This is a genomic window from Mycobacterium sp. NGS34, from assembly GCF_059812845.1.
Genome location: NZ_JCALDM010000008.1, coordinates 112,169 through 132,133, shown reverse-complemented (window position 1 = coordinate 132,133; position 19,965 = coordinate 112,169). Strand labels below are relative to the sequence as shown.

The 19,965-nt window shown below is 70.4% G+C and carries 17 protein-coding genes; 10 read left to right on the top strand and 7 right to left on the bottom strand.

Going from position 1 to position 19,965, the window contains the following annotated elements; translation table 11 throughout:
- Positions 1 to 31: 31 nt before the first annotated feature.
- Complete coding sequence (gene metK / locus AC5Y7V_RS20710; RefSeq protein WP_067008355.1) at positions 32 to 1,243, top strand: methionine adenosyltransferase; 1,212 nt, start codon at positions 32 to 34, stop codon at positions 1,241 to 1,243.
- Here the strand turns inward: metK and AC5Y7V_RS20705 are convergent.
- Genes AC5Y7V_RS20705 through AC5Y7V_RS20695 form a run of 3 tightly spaced genes read right to left on the bottom strand, consistent with a single transcriptional unit; the run spans position 1,240 to position 4,745 of the window.
- On the bottom strand, positions 1,240 to 2,916 hold the full coding sequence (locus tag AC5Y7V_RS20705; RefSeq protein WP_499881907.1) for a PE domain-containing protein: 1,677 nt from the start codon (positions 2,914 to 2,916) through the stop codon (positions 1,240 to 1,242). The two genes, metK and AC5Y7V_RS20705, sit on opposite strands and share 4 nt — an antisense overlap.
- 57 nt (positions 2,917 to 2,973) lie before the next feature.
- Positions 2,974 to 3,540 (bottom strand): pyridoxamine 5'-phosphate oxidase family protein, encoded by a 567-nt coding sequence (locus tag AC5Y7V_RS20700; protein ID WP_499881906.1) that lies wholly within the window; start codon positions 3,538 to 3,540, stop codon positions 2,974 to 2,976.
- Complete coding sequence (locus tag AC5Y7V_RS20695) at positions 3,504 to 4,745, bottom strand: alkane 1-monooxygenase (protein ID WP_499881905.1); 1,242 nt, start codon at positions 4,743 to 4,745, stop codon at positions 3,504 to 3,506. Before AC5Y7V_RS20695 ends, AC5Y7V_RS20700 begins: the two co-directional genes overlap by 37 nt.
- 106 nt (positions 4,746 to 4,851) lie before the next feature.
- Here AC5Y7V_RS20695 and AC5Y7V_RS20690 point away from each other — a divergent pair, with 106 nt between their 5' ends.
- Positions 4,852 to 6,477 carry a GMC oxidoreductase gene (locus tag AC5Y7V_RS20690; protein ID WP_499881904.1) on the top strand — a complete coding sequence of 542 codons (1,626 nt, stop codon included), beginning with the start codon at positions 4,852 to 4,854 and terminating at the stop codon, positions 6,475 to 6,477.
- Here AC5Y7V_RS20690 and AC5Y7V_RS20685 read toward each other — a convergent pair.
- Complete coding sequence (locus AC5Y7V_RS20685; RefSeq protein ID WP_499881903.1) at positions 6,474 to 7,952, bottom strand: flavin-containing monooxygenase; 1,479 nt, start codon at positions 7,950 to 7,952, stop codon at positions 6,474 to 6,476. The genes AC5Y7V_RS20690 and AC5Y7V_RS20685 overlap by 4 nt on opposite strands.
- The gene (locus AC5Y7V_RS20680) at positions 7,949 to 9,334 is read right to left on the bottom strand and encodes a cytochrome P450 (protein ID WP_499881902.1); all 1,386 of its coding nucleotides are present in this window, start codon (positions 9,332 to 9,334) and stop codon (positions 7,949 to 7,951) included. The genes AC5Y7V_RS20685 and AC5Y7V_RS20680 overlap by 4 nt, the downstream gene beginning before the upstream one ends.
- Before the next feature lie 75 nt (positions 9,335 to 9,409).
- Between AC5Y7V_RS20680 and AC5Y7V_RS20675 the strand changes: the two genes are divergently transcribed.
- Entirely contained in the window at positions 9,410 to 10,435 is a 1,026-nt protein-coding gene (locus AC5Y7V_RS20675) for an AraC family transcriptional regulator (protein WP_499881901.1), read from the top strand.
- A gap of 52 nt (positions 10,436 to 10,487) precedes the next feature.
- On the opposite strand, the gene AC5Y7V_RS20670 is transcribed toward AC5Y7V_RS20675, so the two are convergent.
- Both AC5Y7V_RS20670 and lipI read right to left on the bottom strand, forming a co-directional pair.
- Positions 10,488 to 11,450 carry an alpha/beta hydrolase gene (locus AC5Y7V_RS20670; protein WP_499881900.1) on the bottom strand — a complete coding sequence of 321 codons (963 nt, stop codon included), beginning with the start codon at positions 11,448 to 11,450 and terminating at the stop codon, positions 10,488 to 10,490.
- 25 nt (positions 11,451 to 11,475) lie between these two features.
- Entirely contained in the window at positions 11,476 to 12,429 is a 954-nt protein-coding gene (gene lipI, locus AC5Y7V_RS20665; protein ID WP_499881899.1) for an esterase LipI, read from the bottom strand.
- Here lipI and AC5Y7V_RS20660 point away from each other — a divergent pair.
- The 7 genes from AC5Y7V_RS20660 to ribD all read left to right on the top strand — a co-directional run bounded on the left by AC5Y7V_RS20660 (position 12,428) and on the right by ribD (position 19,962).
- A complete protein-coding gene (locus AC5Y7V_RS20660; RefSeq protein ID WP_499881898.1) occupies positions 12,428 to 13,198 on the top strand; it encodes a lysoplasmalogenase in 771 nt (256 codons plus the stop codon). The two genes, lipI and AC5Y7V_RS20660, sit on opposite strands and share 2 nt — an antisense overlap.
- A 63-nt stretch (positions 13,199 to 13,261) precedes the next feature.
- The gene (locus tag AC5Y7V_RS20655) at positions 13,262 to 15,214 is read left to right on the top strand and encodes a primosomal protein N' (RefSeq protein WP_499882036.1); all 1,953 of its coding nucleotides are present in this window, start codon (positions 13,262 to 13,264) and stop codon (positions 15,212 to 15,214) included.
- 134 nt (positions 15,215 to 15,348) lie between these two features.
- Positions 15,349 to 15,837: a MarR family transcriptional regulator gene (locus tag AC5Y7V_RS20650; protein ID WP_499881897.1), complete on the top strand. Its 489-nt coding sequence runs from the start codon at positions 15,349 to 15,351 to the stop codon at positions 15,835 to 15,837.
- A 23-nt stretch (positions 15,838 to 15,860) separates the two neighbouring features.
- Entirely contained in the window at positions 15,861 to 16,790 is a 930-nt protein-coding gene (gene fmt, locus AC5Y7V_RS20645; RefSeq protein ID WP_499881896.1) for a methionyl-tRNA formyltransferase, read from the top strand.
- A complete protein-coding gene (locus AC5Y7V_RS20640; RefSeq protein WP_499881895.1) occupies positions 16,787 to 18,157 on the top strand; it encodes an RsmB/NOP family class I SAM-dependent RNA methyltransferase in 1,371 nt (456 codons plus the stop codon). Before fmt ends, AC5Y7V_RS20640 begins: the two co-directional genes overlap by 4 nt.
- A 90-nt stretch (positions 18,158 to 18,247) precedes the next feature.
- Positions 18,248 to 18,937, top strand: a complete 690-nt coding sequence (rpe, locus tag AC5Y7V_RS20635) for a ribulose-phosphate 3-epimerase (RefSeq protein ID WP_499881894.1) — start codon at positions 18,248 to 18,250, stop codon at positions 18,935 to 18,937.
- Positions 18,934 to 19,962 (top strand): bifunctional diaminohydroxyphosphoribosylaminopyrimidine deaminase/5-amino-6-(5-phosphoribosylamino)uracil reductase RibD, encoded by a 1,029-nt coding sequence (gene ribD / locus AC5Y7V_RS20630; RefSeq protein ID WP_499881893.1) that lies wholly within the window; start codon positions 18,934 to 18,936, stop codon positions 19,960 to 19,962. Before rpe ends, ribD begins: the two co-directional genes overlap by 4 nt.
- Positions 19,963 to 19,965: the final 3 nt, after the last annotated feature.

Below are 19,965 nucleotides of genomic sequence, written 5' to 3'. Positions count from 1 at the left end.
GACTAACTAATTATTGGAAGGGATCGGGACTGTGAGCGAAAAGGGTCGTCTGTTTACCAGTGAGTCGGTGACCGAAGGGCATCCCGACAAGATCTGTGACGCGATCAGCGACTCGGTCCTCGACGCGCTGCTCGCCGGCGACCCCCGCTCACGGGTGGCGGTCGAGACGCTCGTGACCACCGGGCAGGTGCACGTGGTGGGCGAGGTGACGACGTCGGCCAAGGAGGCGTTCGCCGACATCACCAACACCGTGCGCGCCCGCATCCTCGACATCGGCTACGACTCGTCGGACAAGGGCTTCGACGGGGCGTCGTGCGGGGTGAACATCGGCATCGGCCGTCAGTCGCCCGACATCGCCCAGGGCGTCGACACCGCGCACGAGACGCGCGTCGAGGGCGCCGCGGACCCGCTGGACTCACAGGGCGCCGGCGACCAGGGCCTGATGTTCGGCTACGCGATCAACGACACCCCGGAACTGATGCCGCTGCCCATCGCGCTGGCGCACCGCCTGTCGCGCAAGCTGACCGAGGTCCGCAAGAACGGCACCCTGGGATACCTGCGCCCCGACGGCAAGACCCAGGTCACCATCGCCTACGAGGACGACGTCCCGGTGCGGCTGGACACCGTGGTCGTCTCCACCCAGCACGCCGACGGCATCGACCTGGAGAACACGCTGGACCCCGACATCCGCACGCACGTGCTGCAGACCGTGCTGGACGAGCTGGCCCACGACACCCTGGACTCGTCGGCGACCCGGGTGCTGGTCAACCCGACCGGCAAGTTCGTCGTCGGCGGGCCGATGGGCGACGCGGGCCTGACCGGCCGCAAGATCATCGTCGACACCTACGGCGGCTGGGCCCGCCACGGCGGCGGCGCCTTCTCCGGCAAGGATCCGTCCAAGGTGGACCGCTCGGCGGCGTACGCGATGCGCTGGGTGGCCAAGAACATCGTCGCCGCCGGGCTGGCCGAGCGGGTCGAGGTGCAGGTGGCCTACGCCATCGGCAAGGCCGCCCCGGTCGGGCTGTTCATCGAGACGTTCGGCACCGCGACCGTCGACCCGGTCAAGATCGAGAAGATCGTCCCCGAGGTGTTCGACCTGCGCCCCGGCGCCATCATCCGCGACCTGGACCTGCTGCGCCCCATCTACGCGCCGACCGCCGCCTACGGGCACTTCGGCCGCACCGACATCGAGCTGCCGTGGGAGCAGCTCAACATGGTCGACGAGCTCAAGCGCGCGATCTAAAGCTGGAAGAAGCCGGCCTCGCCGGTGCCCGTGTTGGCAAAGCCCGAGTTTCCCAGGTCGAAGGGGTAGCCCCCGCCGGTGTTGAAGAAGCCGGTGTTGTTGCCCAGGCCCGAGTTGAAGAACCCCGTGTTGCCGCCGACGCCCGAGTCGGTGTTCCAGAAGCCGGTGTGGTTGCCGTTGACGCCGGAATTGCCGATGCCGGTGTTGTAGTCGCCCGTGCCGGTGTTGCCGATGCCGGTGTAGAAGCTGCCGCTGCCCGAATTTTGGAAGCCCACGGCGAATTGACCGCTGCCGGAGTTGAAGAAGCCCATGTCGTTGCCGCCCGTGCCGCTGTTGCCGAAGCCCGAGTTGAGGCCGCCGCTGGCCGTGTTGTAGAAGCCCGAGTTGTAATCGCTGGTGTTGAAGAAGCCCGAATTGCCCGTGCCGGTGTTGCCGAAGCCCGAGTTGCTCACCACGCCGGTCAGGTCCTCGGTGCGGCCCCAGCCCGTGTCCAGGTTGCCGGCGTTGAACAGGCCGGTGTTGGTGTTGCCCGAGTTGAAGAACCCGGTGTTGGTGTTGCCCGCGTTGAACGATCCGGTGTTGTCGCAGCCCGCGTTGAAGTCGCCGACGTTCTGGTCGCCACTGTTGAAGCTGCCCATGTTGTACGCGCCGGAGTTGCCGACGCCGATGTTGTTGTAGCCGCCGTTGAGGTAGCCGATGCTGCCGTTTGACCCGTTGAGATCGCCGATGTTGTTTTGACCGGCGTTCCACGAGCCCACGTTGCTGTCGCCGGGGTTGCCGACGCCGACGTTCTGCAGGCCGGAGTTGAAGATGCCGGCGTTGGAGTAGCCGGCGTTCCACAGTCCGGTGTTGGTGTTGCCCGTGTTCCCGACGCCGGTGTTGCCGTGGCCCGAGTTGAACAGGCCCCAGTTGTGGGAGCCGCTGTTGAACAGGCCGACGTTGTCGGAGCCGGAGTTGCCGAAGCCGATGTTTCCGCTGCCGGAGTTGAACGCGCCGAGGCTGAAGCGACCCGTCGCGGTGTCGAAATAGGTGCTGCCGATGCCGATTTGGTTGTTGCCGGTCAGCCCGAAGCCGATGTTGTTGTTGCCGGTGTTGCCCCAGCCCAGATTGCCGAGGCTGCCGTTGGCGTTCAGGCCGCCGATGCCGACCAGGTTGTTGCCATTGAGACCGACGCCGATGTTGTTGTTGCCGTTGTTGCCCACACCGAGGTTGTTGTTGCCCAGGTTCCCCATGCCCAGGTTCGAGTTGCCCCAGTTGCCGTTGCCGACGTTGCCGAAGCCGAGGTTGCCGGCGCCCAGGTTGCCGTCGCCGACGTTGCCGCCGCCCAGGTTGCTGTTGCCGTTGTTGCCGAGCCCGACGTTGGCAGCGCCCTTGTCCCCGAGCCCCAGCAGGCTCTGCGCCTCGCCGCCGGCGTACGCGGCCGAGGCGGCGGCCAGGTTCTGCACGAACCCCTGGTGAAACGCCGCCGCCTGGGCGCTGACGGCCTGATACTCCTCGGCATGACCGGAAAACAGCGCCGCGACGGCCGCGGACACCTGGTCGGCGGCGGCGGCCAGCACCCGGGTGGTCGGCGCGGCCGCGGCGGCGTTGGCGGCGGTGATCGTCGAGCCGACGTCGGCTAGGTCCGTTGCCGCCGCGGTCATGAGCTCCGGTGTGACGAACACAAACGACATCGCCGGTCCCTTTCCGTCACCCCCGCTCGCTAACCATCGGTCGGAGCGGGCGAAGCGTTACGGTCGGGGCGGCGGGTGGTCGGCGTCCAGGGCGGGCAGCCCGTCGATGCTGCGCCGGTTGCGCGCGGCCAGGTGCGCGAACTTCTCGTCGGAGGCCTGCGCGTGATGGGCGTCGAGCACCGGCCGTTCGCCGACCAGCTCGTAATAGGGCACCGCGAATCCGCAGGCGTCGGCGATCCGTTCGAGCGTGACGACGATGACGGCCCGCACGCCGTCGTGCTGGTCGCCGAAACGCGCTGACAAGCCCGGGAATTCGGCGTCGTCGGGGCGCACGACGCGGCCGGTGCCGAACAGCCGCAGGATCCGCGAGTTGCGGGTGAACGAGCAGAACATGATGGTGATGCGGCCGTTGTCGCGCAGGTGCGCGATGGTTTCCACCCCGCTGCCGAACAGATCGAGGTACGCGACGGTGTGCTCGTCCAGCACCGCGAAGGTGTCGCGATAGCCCTTGGGGGAGAGGTTGATTCGGCCGCCCTCCGACGGGGCGGTGGCCACGAAGAAAACGGCCTGATCCGAAATGAATTCGGTCAGCGACTCATCGATGCGCGAAAACTCTTTGGCCACGCGCCAGAGCGTAGCGTCGCCGGCCCCGCGCTGTCGCGCGGTTTTAGCGCGGCCAAAGAGACGTCGCCGCCGTAGAAGTCGAGCACCCGCGGGTCCATCACGCGGCGCCACAGCGGCGGGACCAACGCCACCAACAACATTGCGCTGTAGCCGCTGGGCAGCTGCGGCGCGTCGTCGACGTGGCGCAGCACCTGGTAGGGGCGCAGCGGATTCGCGTGATGGTCGGAGTGCCGCTGCAGGTGGAAGAGCAGGACGTTGGTGATCACCGTGCTGCTGTTCCAGCTGTGTGCCGGCCGGACCCGCTCGTAGCGGCCGTTGGGCAGCTGCTGGCGCCGCAGGCCGTAATGCTCCATGTAGTTGACCGTCTCGAGCAGGCCGAAGCCCACGATCGCCTGGACGATCAGCCACGGCAGCACGCCGGCACCGAACCATACCGAAAGTACGGCGAATAGCGCCGCGCTGATTAGCCACGCGTTCAATATGTCGTTGTGCAGGCTCCAGCGGGATTTGCCCAGTCCGGCCAACCGGGTCGCCTCGAGCCGCCACGCGGAGCGCAGGCCGCCGGTCACCGACCGCGGCAGGAAGGCGTAGAGGCCCTCGCCGAATCGGGCGCTGGCGGGGTCCTCGGCGGTCGCCACCCGGACGTGGTGTCCGCGGTTGTGCTCGACGTAGAAATGCCCGTAGCAGGTCTGTGCCAGCGCGACCTTGCTGAGCAGCCGTTCGGACCGCTCGCGGGTGTGGCCCAATTCGTGCGCGGCGTTGATGGCCAGGCCGCCGATCAGGCCGACGGCCGCCATCACCCCCACCTTGTCGACGAAACCGATTGTGACCCAGCCGCCGCCACTCCACAGCCAGCAGGCGAACACCAGCGACAGGTACTGGTTGGGCAGGTAGAGGTAGGTGGCCCAGCGGTAAAACCGGTCGGTCGCCAGCCAGGCGAGCACGCTCTCGCCGGGTGTCTGCGAGTCGGGCCCGACCAGGTGATCGACGATGGGGATGATCACGAACGCCAAGATGGGAACGGTCCACCAGAACGCGCCGAGCCCGGTCGCCCGCACCGCCAGCCAGGACGGGAAGATTAGTGCCGGGACGGCCGCAGCGAGCAGCCAGAGGTATCGCTTGGGTCGCTTCCAGCCGACGGCGCGGAATGGTACGCCCGTCCCAGAACATGCAGGAAGTCCAATTCGCAACGGAAAACCTGTCATGGATGAGTACAGTAGCGCACTTAGCGTACCTAAGGTATGCTTAGACACGAGTTAGTTAAATCACAGTTCGTTATAAACCCGCAAGATCGGAGAGGCGTCTCAGGTAATGGCTTTCTCGCGGAGACGTTTCCTGGGTGCCGCCGCGGGTGTCGCGGCGGGCGCGCTCGGCGCGGCGGCGGTGGAGTCCGGCAGCCGGAACGCCTGCGCAACCGCCGCGCTGCGGCCCCACTACCAGGCCATTGTGGTCGGTAGTGGGTACGGCGGCGGGGTTTCGGCGCTGCGGCTCGCGCAGGCCGGCGTCCAGACGCTGATCCTCGAGAAGGGCAGGTGGTGGAACACCCCCGACGCGGACGGCAAGCGCTTCTCGCGGATGGTGCCGGCGGACAACCGGGCGGGCTGGTTCACGTCGGTCCCGCCCAGCCTGGTGCCGTCGTACCGCGGCGTGTCGATCGCCCAGGTGGCCAAGCACTCGCCGTCCACGCAACCGGTCCAGGCCGGAATCTGCGACAAGGTGGTGCACGGCGCGCACACGGTGTTCCGCGGCACCGCCGTCGGCGGGGGCTCGATGGTCAACGCCGCGATCGCCGCGATCCCGACGCCGGACCAGGTCCGCACCGCCTTCCCGGACATCGACCCCGACGCCTTCCTGGGGACGTACATCGAACGCGCCAAGTCCATGCTGAACATCAGCTACCGCGACATGGACTGGTTCGAGCAGACCCCGTGGTTCCAGTACGCCAGGGTGGGCCGGCAGTACGCGGAGGCGGCCGGCTACAAGGTGGACTACAACGGCAGCGCCTATTCGTTCGACTACATGAAACAGGAAGAGGCGGAACTGGTTCCGCGCTCGGCGTTGGACTTCGAGCAGCAGTACGGCAACAACTACGGCAGGGTTGGCAGCGTCGATGCGACCTACATAGCCGCCGCGCTGGCGACGGGCAAGGCCACGCTGCGACCGCTCACCGAGGTGACCGGCATCCGGCGCGAGCGCTCGGGCGAATACGTGGTGTCCACCCGCGAGATCGACCGCTTCGGCAAGGAGCGCGCGCGCGCCGAAATCGGCTGCGACGAGCTGCATCTGGGCGCCGGCGTGTTGGGCACCACCGAGCTGCTGCTGCGCGCCCGCGAGAAGGGCACGCTGCCCCACCTGAGCGACGAGGTCGGCCGCGGATACGGCAACAACGGGGACATCATGGTCTCGCACATGCTGTCGCCAGACGATCCGGCGGGCACCCAGCAGTCGCTGCTTGGGATGATCAACCTCGACGGCCGCGACGACCCGGACAACCCGGTGTACGCCAGCATGTTCTCGCTACCGCTTCCCGTGGAGACCCTCGCGCTGGGCTACTACGTCATGGTGCGCACCGGCGACCGCGCGGAGATCAGCTACGACCGGACGAAGGACTCGATCACCATCGACTGGCCGGAGGGCCACACGGACCACCTGCGCGAGAAGGCCCAGTTCGTGTTCGACAAGGTCACCCAGGCCAACGGCGTCGAGTACCGAGACGACCTCTTCGAGGGAACGGCGTTCGCGCCCAACACCGTTCACCCGATGGGCGGGGTGGTCCGGGGCCGGGCCACCGACGGCTACGGCCGGGTGAAGGGCTACGACAAGCTGTACGTCAACGACGCGTCGCTGCTGCCCGGCTACCTGGGCTGCAACCCGTTCATGTCGATCACCGCGCTGGCCGAGCGCAACATCGAGGGGATCCTGCAGGGCCGCCACTAAGCGGTGAAGCGATAGTCGTCGAGGTCGAACCGCCGGCTGCGCCAGTAGGTCTCCAGCGTGGTCGCCGGGCGCAGCGGCACGTCGCCGTTCTTGTCGAAGTAGTAGCTGTTGGCCAGCTTGCAGCTGTCCTGCCAGAAGATCTGCCGGTGCCGCTTGCGCATCATCTCGGCGAAGTAGCGGTCGTTGGCCTCCGCGGTCACCTCGACGCGGGTCGCGCCGTCGCGGCGCGCCCGCTTGAGGCACCGCACGATGTGGTGCGTCTGCGTCTCGATGAGTGCGAAGTACGACGAGCCGACGTAGCCGTACGGGCCGAAAACGCTGAACATGTTGGGGAATCCGGGGACACTGACGCCCTCGTAGGCCTGCAGCCGGTTCTCGTCCCAGAACCGGCTCAGGGACACCCCGGCGCTCCCGGTGACGGAGAAGGTGGGGACGTTGTCGGTGTCCATCACCCTGAAGCCGGTGGCCAGGATCAGCACGTCGATCTCGTGCGCCTCGCCGTCGGTGGTGGCCACCGCCGCGGGGGTGACCTTGTCGATCGGCTCGGTGACCAGCCGCACGTTGTCGCGGTTGAACGTGGCCAGGTAGTCGTTGTGGAAGCCGGGCCGCTTGCAGCCGACGGCGTAACGCGGGGTGAGCTTTTCGCGCACCACCGGGTCCTCGACCTGTTGGCGCAGATAGCCGCGACCCGCCTCCGCCATCCGTTTGGCGAACGGAAACACCGTGAAGTACTGCGCCGCGATCGTGAAGCCGAGCTCGACGAAGGCCTGGCTGAGCAGCCGCTGCAGCACCTTGCCGCCCGGAATCCGCATCGCCCACCGGGCAGCTTTGGGCAGCGGAACGTCGAACTTGGGGAAGCACCAGATCGGTGTGCGCTGAAACACCGTGAGGTGGGAGACGATCGGCGCGATCTCGGGGATGACCTGTACGGCCGAGGCGCCGGTGCCGATGATCGCGACGCGCTTGCCGGTGAGGTCCTGGTCGTGGTCCCAGCGCGCGGTGTGCATGGTGATGCCGGCGAAGGAGTCCACCCCGTCGATGTCGGGCGGCTTCGGCACGGTCAGCACGCCGCTGGCGCTGATCAGGAACCGGGCCGTGAGTTCGCCGCCCGGGTCGGTCTGCACCCGCCACAGGTGGTTTTCGTCGTCGAACTCGGCGGAAAGCACCTTGGTGTTCAACCGGATTCGCGACCGGAGGCCGTATTTGTCGACGCAGTGCTCGGCGTACGCCTTGAGCTCGCCGCCGGGCGCGTAGGTGCGCGACCAGCGTGGGCTCTGCTCGAACGAGTACTGATAGGAAAACGACGGAATGTCCACGGCGATACCGGGATAGGTGTTCCAGTGCCAGGTGCCGCCGACCCCGTCGGCGGCCTCGATCACGAGGTAGTTGGACAGCCCCGCCTTGTCCAGCTTGATCGCGGAGCCGATGCCGGAGAATCCGGCGCCGACGATCAGGGTTTCGTAGTCGGGGTTCATCCGCGCTCGCTTCCGATGACGGGTACCCCGCTCTTGGGCCGCAGGGTCAGCGTTGCCTCGAGGTCTATCTCGGCGCCGGGCGCCAGGTCAAAGGTGAAGCGCTGGCTCACGATTGCCGCCATCAGCACCATCTCCATCAGGGCGAAGCTCTGCCCGATGCAGATGCGGCGGCCGCCGCCGAACGGCAGATACGCGGAGCGGGGTCGCTCCGCCGGTAAGTAAAACCGGTCGGGGTCGAAGGTTTCGGGTTCGGGCCACCAGCGCGGGTCGTGGTGGATGTGGTGGATGGGGATGACGACGGTGGTGCCGCGCCGGATGCGATGCCCCGCGATGACGTCGTCCTCGACGGCCCGGCGCGCGATGATCCACACCGCCGAGAAGTAGCGCTGCGATTCCTGCAGGCACGCGGTGGTCCACGGCAGCCGGCCCAGGTCATCGGCTTCGGGGCGCCGGGCGCCCAGCACCTCGTCGATCTCGCCCAGCATCCGGTCCCGGGCTCCCGGGTGCAGGGCCATCAGGTACCAGAACCACGACATCGCGTTCGCGGTGGTTTCGTGCCCGGCGAGCATGAACGTCAGCGCCTCGTCGCGCACCCGCTGGCGCGGCCAACTTCCGCCGTCGGCGCCCAGCAGCACGTTGAGCAGGTCGGGGGAGTCGGTCGGGTGCCGCAGCCGGTGATCGATCACGTCGTTGACCGCGCGGTCGAGGGTCAGCGTGATGTCCTGCATGTCGCGCAACGGCGGTGGCATGCGCACGCCCGAGAAGGCCAACCGGTGCAGCACGTCGTACACCGCGGGCGGCATCAGGCCCCACAGCCCGAGTCGCTGCAGCCGCTCGGCGTGGCGCAACCCGCGCGTCGCGAGGTCGTTCATGCTGGCCACCAACGGCCCGAAGTCCTGGCTGAACAGCGAGTTGGCCACCACGCGCAGGGTCGCCTCGACCATCGTCTCGTGGATGTCGAATCGCGCGCCGGCCTCCAGCGCGTCGGTGACGCCCATGATCGGGTCGATCATCAGGTCGACGATGCCGTTGAGATGGCGCCGGGCGAAGGTCGGGTTCAGCACGCCGCGATGGGCGGCCCAGGAATCGCCCTCGTCGGTGAGCAGGTTGATGCCCGCCGTGGCCCGGATCGGCTCGTATTCGTTCGACTTGACGTATTTCAGGCGGGCGCCGTGCAGCACGTGATCGACGTAATCGGGGTGGCTGATCGAGACGAAACGCCTTCCGGCGCAACGGAATCGGGCGATATCGCTGCCGCGTACCCGGCCCATGAACCCGTTGCTCACGTCGAATCCGATGGTGAGGGCCTCGCGGGTCATGGTCCAGGAGTTCAGCCGGGTGGCCGGTCCCGCGGCGGGGCGCTCAGCGCTCAGGGTCGCCATGACTCCACTGTATGGATGACGCGGGCGGCCGGTAATGAGATTATCGGACAGGGAGTTGGGATTTTAGGACACGCCATGGGACACCCTCCGACGCTGAGTCACCCGGTGCACGCCACCCGGGTGTTGTGCGAGGTGGCCAACGAACGTGGGGTTTCGACGGCCGACGTGTTGGCGGGCACCGCGATCGATCCGGCCGATCTCGACAAGCCGGACGCCATGGTCAGCGCGGTCGACGAGATCGCGGCGGTGCGCCGGCTGCTGGCGCGGCTTCCGTCCGAGGCCGGCGTCGGCGTGGACGTCGGCAGCCGGTCCACGCTCACCCACCTGGGGTTGTTCGGGTTCGCGGTGATGTCGTGCGGCACCCTTCGTGAACTGTTTTCCATCGCGATGCGCTACTTCGCGCTGACCACGATGCACATCCGCCTCACGCTGTTCGAAACCGCGACGGACTGCGTGATCGAAGTCGACGCCAGCCACCTGCCCGCCGACGTGCGGGGGTTCTTCATCGAGCGTGATATCGCCGGAATCATCACGACCACAATGAGTTTCGCGTTACCCGTGGCGACGAAATACGCGGACGAGGTGACGGCCGACCTGGCCGTCGACGAGGAGCCGCTGCGGCCGCTGCTCGAACTGGTGCCCGTCCACGACGTCCGGTTCGGCCGGGCGCACACCCGGTTGCACTTCCCGCGCGCCATGTTCGACGAGCCGCTGCCGCAGGCGGACCGCCACACGCTGGAGATGTGCATGGCGCAGTGCGACGTGCTGATGCAGAGCAGCGAGAGCCGCCGCGGCATCACGGCGCTGGTGCGCAGCAAGCTGTTCCGCGATTCCGGTGTGTTCCCGACGCTTCCCGACATCGCCGCCGAACTCGACATCCACCCGCGGACGCTGCGACGCCGGCTCGCCGACGAGGGCACGTCATTTCGGGCGCTGCTGAACGAGGCGCGCTCCACGGTGGCCGTGGACCTGCTGCGCAACGTCGGGCTGACCGTCGAGGAGGTGTCGACGCGGCTGGGCTACACCGAGGTCTCGACGTTCTCGCACGCCTTCAGGCGCTGGTACGGCGTTGCGCCCAGCGAGTATTCCCGCGAGCGCTAGCGGCGATCGCGAGGGCGGCGGAGCCGGGCGAAGCGGGTCGCCGCCATCGGCGCTAGGGGTGCAGCGCCTTGCGCAGCGCCGTCAACCCCCGGTTGGTGGCCTTGGCCGCCGCGGGGATGACCAGGGAGAAACTGGCGTACCCGTGCACCATGTCGGGCTCGTTGCTGTGTTCGACGGGCACGCCCGCGGCGTTGAGCAGCTCGGCGTAGCGGGCGCCGTCGTCGCGCAGGGGATCGTGCTCGGCCGTACCGATGAAGGCCGGCGGCAGACCGGACAGGTCCTCGGCGTTGGCCGGCGCCAGCGTGATCGGCAGCGCCGTCGGGTCGCTGATGTCGAGGTCGGGCAGGTACCAGGACAGGAAGGCCTCGATGACGTCGCGGTCCAGGATGGGCGCGTAGGCATTCTCGGTGTGCGACGGCAGCGACAGGTCGGCGGTGACCGTCGGGTACCACAGCAACTGGAACTTGAGCGCCGGCCCCGCGTTCTCGCGCGCCAGGTGCGCCATCACCGCGGCAAGGTTGCCGCCGGCCGAATCCCCGGCCACGGCAATGCGATCCGGGTCGCCGCCCAGCTCGGCGGCGTTCTCGGCCACCCACTGCAGCGCGGCCCAGCAGTCGTCCACGCCGGCGGGGAAGGGGTGCTCGGGGGCGAGCCGGTAGTCGACCGACACCACGATGGCCTCGGCGCCGACGGCGTGGGCGCGGGCGACGGGATCGTGGGTCTCCAAGTCGCCGAGCGAGAATCCGCCGCCGTGATAGAAGACGACGACGGGCCGGGCCTCGCCGTCGCCGGGCGGCCAGTAGATCCGAACCGGAATGTCGGTCAGCTCGCCGTAACCGATCGTCCGCTCCTCGGTCCGCAGGTCCGGCAGCAGCTCGGGCGGCACCTTGAGCTGACGGAGCCGCGAGCGCGCGACCTCCACACCGTCGGCGGCATTGAAAGTGACCGTGAAGGCGTCGAGCAACATCTTCAACGTCGGGTCGATGCTCGGTCGGGTGGTGATCGGCTCAATCATCCGTTCACCGTACGCTTCCGGGCCGTTAATGCAGGGCATTCCGCAGCGCCGTGAGCCCTTTGTCCAGCGCGGCGGTGGCCGCGGGCACCACGCCCGCGTAGCCCAGGAAGCCGTGCACCATCGTCTCCGCGTTGTGCACCTCGACCGGCACCCCGGCGGCGGCCAGCAGCTCGCCGTAGCGGATGCCGTCGTCGCGCAGCGGGTCGTGACCGGCGACGCCGATGTAGGCCGGGGGCAGGCCGGCCAGGTTCTTCGCCCGTCCGGGCGCCATGTCAGGGGGCGGGTCGGACAGGTCGACTTCGCCTGCGTACCAACGCGAGAACACGGCGACGCCCCTGGCGTCGAGGATCGGTGCGGCGGCGTTTTCGGCGAAGGACGGCAGCGACGCATCCCACATCGTCGCGGGATACCACAACAGCTGGAACGCGATCGGCGGGCCGGCCTCGTCCCGGGCTCGTTGCGCGATAACCGCGGACATGTTTCCGCCGGCGGAATCCCCGGCGACCGCCATCCGCGCGGTGTCGGCGCCGAGCTCGCCGCCGTGCTCGGCCACCCACAGCGTTGCGGCCCAAGCGTCTTCGACGGCGGCGGGGTAGCGGTGCTCGGGCGCCAGCCGGTAGTCGACGGACACCACGATCGCTTCGGCGCCCACCGCGTGCTGGCGAGCCGTGCCGTCGTAGGTATCGAGGTCGCCCACGACCCAGCCGCCGCCGTGGAAGAACAGCACCACCGGCGCATCCCCGCCCGGATCGGCTGAGGGCCAATAGATCCGGATGCCGATCGCGCCACCCGGACCCGGAATGGCGCGGTCCTCGACCCGCAACTCGGGATGCAGCGGCCGCCGCGGCAGGTCGCGGAACCGCTGCCGCGCCGCCGCGACACCATCGTCGGTTGTTAACCGGAACGGAACCGCATCCAGTACCTTCAGCAGGATGGGGTCGATACCAGGGTTCTCGTCGGCGGTTTCCAAGCTGGGCATGGAAGTACCGTACGCACCCCGCCTGGTGTCCGGCGGCTGGGTGGTGGCCGGCTGGGCGGGCCTCGCCTACGGCGTTTACCTGACGGTGGTCGCGTTGCGGTCGCCGCCGGGAACGGCTTTGACCGGGCACTGGGTGCTGCAGCCGCCGTTCAAGGCGTCGATGGCGTTGCTGCTCACCGTCGCCGCGGTGGCGCACCCCATCGTCCGCGAGCGGCGCTGGCTGATGCCCGCGCTGCTGATGTCGGCCGTCGGCGACTGGCTGTTGGCGATCCCGTGGTGGACCATGTCGTTCGGGTTGGGGCTGGCGGCATTCCTGTTGGCGCACTTGTGTTTCCTGGGGGCCCTCATTCCGCTGGCCCACGCCTCCCGGGTGCGCCTCGCCGCCGTCGCTTTCATGTGCCTGGTCTCGGTGTCGTTGCTGGCGTGGTTCTGGCCGCACCTGGGCCGCGACAAGCTGACCATTCCGGTGACGCTGTACATGGTCGCGCTGACCGCGATGGTCTGCATGGCGCTGTTGGCCGAGCTGCCGACGATCTGGACCGCGGTGGGGGCGGTGTGTTTTGCCGCGTCGGACACGATGATCGCCATCGGCCGGTTCATCTTGTACAACGACGCGCTCGCGGTCCCGATCTGGTGGTTGTACGCCGCCGCCCAGGTCTTGATCACGGCCGGGTTCTTCTTCGGTCGCGAGGAACCGGATTACGAAACGGACTACGAGACGGACTACGAGTACGAGACCGACTACGAGCCCGAGCCCGACGAAGGCTAGTTGTCGATCCCGTTGGCTGGCAAGGCAACTCCCGAGGTCGAGCCGATCGCCCGAGTGCTGCCCATGCTTTCGGTGCCGCACCTGGACCGCGAGTTCGACTACCTGGTGTCGGCCGAGCAGTCCGACGACGCGCAGCCGGGGGTCCGGGTGCGGGTGCGGTTCCACGGCCGGCTGGTCGACGGGTTCTTGCTGGAGCGCCGCAACGACACCGATCACACCGGCAAGCTGGGCTGGCTGGACCGGGTGGTGTCGGCCGAACCGGTGCTGACGACGGAGATCCGGCGCCTGGTCGACGCGGTGGCCGCGCGCTACGCCGGGACCCGGCCCGACGTGCTGCGCCTGGCCGTGCCGGCCCGCCACGCGCGGGTGGAGCGCGAGCCCGCGGCGACGCTCCCGTTGCCCGCGCCGCCGGTGCCCGCGCCCGTCGACCCCGCGGCGTGGGAGGCCTACGGCCGCGGCGGGCAGTTCCTGGGGGCGCTCGCCGAATCCCGCGCCGCGCGGGCCGTCTGGCAGGCCCTGCCCGGCGAGCCCTGGGCGGACCGGTTCGCCGAGGCCGCCGCCCAGACCGTCCGGACCGGACGGGCGGTGCTGGCGATCGTGCCCGACCAGCGCGACCTGGACACCCTGTGGGCGGCCGCGACGACCCGGATCGACAAGGAGTGCGTGGTGGCGCTGTCGGCGGGGCTGGGCCCGGCCGCCCGATACCGGCGCTGGCTGGCCGCGCTGCGCGGCTCGGCGCGCCTGGTGATCGGCACCCGCAGCGCGGTGTTCGCGCCGATGAGCGACCTGGGCCTGGTCATGGTGTGGGCCGACGCGGACGACAGCCTGGCCGAGCCGCGGGCGCCGTACCCGCACGCCCGGGAGGTGGCGATGCTGCGGGCGCATCAGGCCCGCTGCGCGGCGCTGATCGGTGGCTACGCGCGGACCGCCGAGGCCCACGCGCTGGTGCGCAGCGGGTGGGCGCACGACATCGTCGCCGCGCGGCCGGTGGTCCGCGCCCGCACCCCGCGGGTGATCGCCCTGGACGACACGGGTTACGCCGACGAACGCGACCCGGCGGCGCGCACCGCGCGCGTCCCGTCCATCGCGCTGCGCGCCGCCCGCTCGTCGCTCGAGGCCGGCGCGCCGGTGCTGGTGCAGGTGCCGCGGCGCGGGTACGTCCCGTCGCTGGCCTGCGGTCGCTGCCGGGCCATCGCCCGATGCCGGCAATGCACGGGCCCGCTGGCGCTGCAGGAGCGCGGCCCGGGGGCGGTGTGCCGCTGGTGCGGCCGCGCCGAACCGGCGTTGCGGTGCGCGCGGTGCGGATCGGACGCGGTGCGCGCCGTCGTCGTCGGGGCCCGCCGCACCGCCGAGGAACTCGGCCGCGCGTTCGCCGGCACGCCGGTCGTCACCTCGGCGGGCGACGCCATCGTGGCGGAGGTCGCCGCGCGCCCGGCCCTGGTGGTCGCTACTCCCGGCGCCGAACCCCACGCCGCGGACGGCTACGGGGCGGCGCTGCTCTTGGACACCTGGGCGCTGCTGGGCCGCCAAGACCTGCGCGCCGCCGAGGACGCGTTGTGGCGCTGGATGAGCGCCGTCGCGCTGGTGCGGGCCCGCGGCGACGGCGGCGTGGTGATGGTGGTCGCCGAATCGTCCATTCCCACAGTGCAGTCGCTGATCCGCTGGGACCCGGTGGGCCACGCGGAGGCCGATTTGACGGCGCGTGCCGAGGTGGGGCTGCCGCCCAGCGTGCACATGGCGGCCATCGACGGGACGGCCGGCGCCGTCGCGGCGCTGCTCGACCAGGTCCGCCTGCCCGAGGGAGCGGAGCTGCTCGGCCCCGTCGACCTGCCGGCGGGCGTGCGCCGCCCGGCCGGTACCCCCGCCGGCGCGCCCGTCACCCGCATGCTGGTGCGGGTCCCGCGCGCGCAGGGTCTGGCGCTCGCCGCCGCCTTGCGCAGCGGCGTCGGCGTGCTCAGCGCTCGGCAGAACCACGAGCCGGCGCGGGTGCAGATCGATCCGCTGCACATCGGGTAGCCACGGGCGTAGGCAAACGCTCCGCTGCGGCGATAGTATGTGTGGGAAATAATGCCTGACCTCGATATTAGAAGGCTGTTACACTTCCTACTCTTTGGCCCGCGGATGCTCGGGGAGGCCCGGAAAGGGGCGCAATGGCGGCGGACAACGCGACGGAAGCGGACGAGTCATTGGACGTGATCACGGACGCGTTGCTCACGGCATCCCGCCTGCTGGTGGCCATCTCGGCGCGCTCGATCAGCCAGGTGGACGAGACCATCACCATTCCGCAGTTCCGGACCCTGGTGATCCTGTCCAACCGGGGCCCGGTGAACCTGGCGACGCTGGCCAGCCTGCTGGGTGTGCAACCCTCGGCCACCGGCCGGATGGTCGACCGGCTGGTCGCCGCCGGGCTGATCGACCGCCTCCCGCACCCCACTTCCCGACGCGAGCTGCTCGCCGCGCTGACCAAGCGCGGGCGCGAGGTCGTCCGCCGGGTCACCGCCTACCGGCGCGCCGAGATCGCCGCCATCGTGGAGAAGATGCCGCCGCCGGAGCGCCACGGCCTGGTGCGGGCGCTGACGGCGTTCACGGTCGCCGGCGGCGAGCCCGACGTCCACCTGGACGCCGAGCTCGACTTGTAGCCGCGCTTCCTAGACTTGGGCGCGTGCGCCTCGTCTTCGCCGGCACCCCCGAACCCGCGCTGCCTTCGCTGCGCCGCCTCGTCGAGTCACCCCGGCACGAGGTGGTGGCGGTGCTGACCCGGCCCGACGCCGCCGCCGGCCGGCACGGCAAGCCGCAGCCCTCGCCGGTGGCCCGCGAGGCGCTCGACCGCGGCATCCCGGTGCTGCGCCCGGCGCGGCCCAATTCGCCGGAATTCGTCGCCGAGCTCTCGGAGCTGGCGCCGGACTGCTGCCCGGTGGTGGCCTACGGCGCGCTGCTGCGCGACGACCTGCTCGCGATTCCCCCGAACGGGTGGATCAACCTGCACTTCTCGCTGCTGCCGGCCTGGCGCGGCGCCGCCCCGGTCCAGGCCGCGATCGCCGCGGGCGACGCCATCACCGGCGCGACCACGTTCCGCATCGAGCCGAGCCTGGATTCGGGACCGGTGTACGGGGTCGTCACCGAGACGATCCGGCCCACCGACACCGCCGGCGATCTGCTTGAGCGCCTTGCCCTTTCGGGGGCGGCGCTGTTGTCGGCCACGCTGGACGGCATCGCCGACGGGACGCTGACGCCGCGGCCCCAACCCGCCGACGGGATCAGCATGGCGCCGAAGATCAGCGTGGAAGCGGCGCGGGTCCGCTGGGAGCTGCCGGCGCCGGTGGTGGAGCGCCGGATCCGCGCCGTCACGCCCAACCCCGGCGCCTGGACGCTCATCGGGGACCTGCGGGTCAAGGTCGGGCCCGTGGCGATCGAAGCGGCCCCAATGCCGTTGGAGCCCGGTGTCATTCACGCCGACCGCAAGAACGTGTGGATCGGCACCGGCTCGGAACCAGTGCGGCTGGGCCAGATTCAGCCGCCCGGCAAGAAGTTGATGAACGCCGTCGACTGGGCGCGCGGCGCCCGCCTCGACGCCGCCGCGCGGGCGTCGTGAGCGGCAAACCGCGCAAGTCGCGCCGGCCGCTGGACCCGGCGCGCGCCGCCGCGTTCGAGGTGCTTCGGGCCGTCAGCGAGCGCGACGCCTACGCCAACCTGGCCCTGCCCGCGCTGCTGCGGCAACGCGGAATCACCGGTCGCGACGCGGCTTTCGCCACGGAGCTCACCTACGGCACCTGCCGCTCCCGGGGCCTGCTCGACGCGGTCATCGGCGCGGCCGCCGGGCGACCGCCGGAGGCCATCGACCCGGTGCTGCTCGACCTGCTCCGGCTCGGCGCCTATCAACTGCTGCGCACCCGGGTCGACGCGCACGCCGCACTTTCCACCACGGTCGATCAGGCCGGCATCGAATTCGATTCGGCCCGAGCGGGATTCGTCAACGGCGTGCTGCGCACCATCGCCGCCCGGGACGAGAAGTCCTGGGTCGACGAGCTGGCCCCCGACCCGTCGCGGGACCCGGTCGGGCACGCCGCGTTCGTGCACGCGCACCCGCGCTGGGTCGCCCAGGCCTTCGCCGACGCGCTCGGCGCGGCCGCCACCGAACTCGACGCGGTGCTGGCCAGCGACGACGCCCGGCCTCAGGTGCACCTGGCGGCGCGCCCCGGGACGCTGACCGCCGCCGAACTGGCCGACGCGGTGGGCGGCACCGTCGGCCGGTACTCGCCGTACGCGGTGTACCTGCCGGGCGGGGATCCGGGGCGGCTGGCGCCGGTGCGCGACGGTGCCGCCCTGGTCCAGGACGAGGGCAGCCAGCTGGTGGCCCGCGCGCTCACGCTGGCGCCGGTCGACGGCGACACCGGGCGGTGGCTGGACCTGTGCGCCGGGCCGGGCGGCAAGACCGCGCTGCTGGCGGCGCTGGGCTCGGAGTCCGGGGCCCGTGTCACGGCGGTGGAGCCGTCCCCGCATCGCGCCGAGATGGTCGAGCAGAACGCCCGCGGGCTGCCCGTCGACGTGCTGCGGGTCGACGGGCGCCAGAGCGGTCTCGAGCCGGGCTTCGACCGGGTGCTCGTGGACGCGCCCTGCACCGGGCTGGGCGCGTTGCGCCGCCGGCCCGAGGCCCGGTGGCGGCGCCGGCCGGCCGACGTGCCGGCGCTGGCCAAGCTGCAACGCGAGCTGCTGGCCGCCGCGATCGCGCTGACCCGGCCCGGCGGCGTGGTGCTGTACGCGACCTGCTCGCCGCACCTCGCGGAAACCGTCGGCGTGGTGGGCGACGCGCTGCGCCGTCATCCGGTGTCCGAGCTGGACACCCGGCCGCTGTTCGAGCCCGTCACCGATCTGGGGGAGGGAGGTTCGGTGCAGCTGTGGCCGCACCGGCACGGCACCGACGCGATGTTCGCCGCGGCGCTGCGCCGCGTAGCGGGGTAGCGCCGCGGCGACAAAAAAAAGACACGGCCCCCGCCGCGCTGCGCCGCGCCTGAAGTGATGATGGCCGTTCGGCTCAGTAATGTGGCGCACATGCCTGGCAATAGCGGTAAAGCGCTGATCGCCCCGTCGATCCTGGCCGCCGATTTCGCCCGACTCGCCGACGAAGCCGCCGCCGTGCGCGGCGCCGACTGGTTGCACGTCGACGTGATGGACAACCACTTCGTGCCGAACCTGACCATCGGGCTGCCCGTGGTCGAGGCCATGCTGAAAACCACCAGCATCCCGATGGATTGCCATCTGATGATCGAGGAACCGGACCGGTGGGCGCCGCCCTACGCCGAGGCGGGCGCCTACAACGTCACCTTCCACGCCGAGGCCACCGACAACCCCGTTGGGGTGGCCCGCGACATCCGCGCCGCCGGCGCCAAGGCCGGGATCAGCGTGAAGCCGGGCACCCCGCTGGAGCCCTACCTCGAAATCCTGCCGAACTTCGACACCCTGCTGATCATGTCGGTCGAGCCCGGCTTCGGCGGACAGAGCTTCATCCCGGAGGTGCTCTCGAAGGTCCGGGCCGCGCGCAAGCTGATCGAGGCGGGGGAGTTGACGATCCTGGTCGAGATCGACGGCGGCATCAACGAGGACACCATCGAGCAGGCCGCCGAGGCCGGCGTCGACTGCTTCGTCGCGGGGTCGGCGGTGTACGGGGCGGCCGACCCGGAGGCCGCGGTCGAGGCGTTGCGGCGACAGGCCGCGGCCGCGTCAGCGCACCTGCGCGCATGAACCAGCCCCAGTCGGTCGACAGCCTCGACGCGGCCATGCGGCTGGCGATCGAACACTCCTACCAGGTCAAGGGCGCCACCTACCCGAATCCGCCGGTCGGCTGCGTGATCGTCGACCCCGAGGGCCACGTCGTCGGCGTCGGCGCCACCGAGCCCGCCGGCGGCGACCACGCCGAGGTGCTGGCGTTGCGGCGGGCCGGCGGCCTGGCCGCGGGCGGCATCGCGTTCGTCACCCTCGAGCCGTGCAATCACTACGGCAAGACGCCGCCGTGCGTCAACGCGCTGATCGAGGCCCGGGTGGGCACGGTCGTCTACGCCGTCGGCGACCCGAACGGGATCGCGGGCGGCGGCGCGGGCCGGCTGCAGGCCGCCGGTGTGCAGGTGCGGTCGGGGGTGCTGGCGGATCAGGTGGCCGCCGGGCCGCTGCGCGAGTGGCTGCACAAGGTGCGGACCGGGCTGCCGCACGTGACGTGGAAGTACGCCAGCAGCGTGGACGGCCGCAGCGCCGCCGCCGACGGCACCAGCCAGTGGATCTCCAGCGAGGCTTCCCGGTTGGACCTGCATCGCCGGCGCGCCATCGCCGACGCGATCGTGGTCGGCACCGGCACCGTGCTGGCCGACGACCCCGCGCTCACCGCGCGGCTGGGCGACGGCTCGCTGGCCAACCGCCAACCGTTGCGAGTGGTGGTGGGCATGCGCGAAATACCGCCGGAGGCAAAGGTTCTCAACGACGATTCGCGCACCATGGTGATTCGCACCCACGATCCGATGGAGGTCATCAAGGCGCTGTCGGACCGCACCGACGTCCTGCTCGAAGGCGGCCCCACCCTCGCCGGAGCCTTCCTGCGCGCCGGGGCGGTCAACCGGATCCTGGCCTACATGGCGCCCATGCTGGTGGGCGGGCCGATCACGGCCGTCGACGACGTGGGGGTGCCCACCATCGCGCGGGCGCTGCGCTGGCAGTTCGACGGGGTCGACCGGGCGGGCCCGGATCTGGTGCTCAGCCTGGTGCCGCAGGGCGGATAGCGC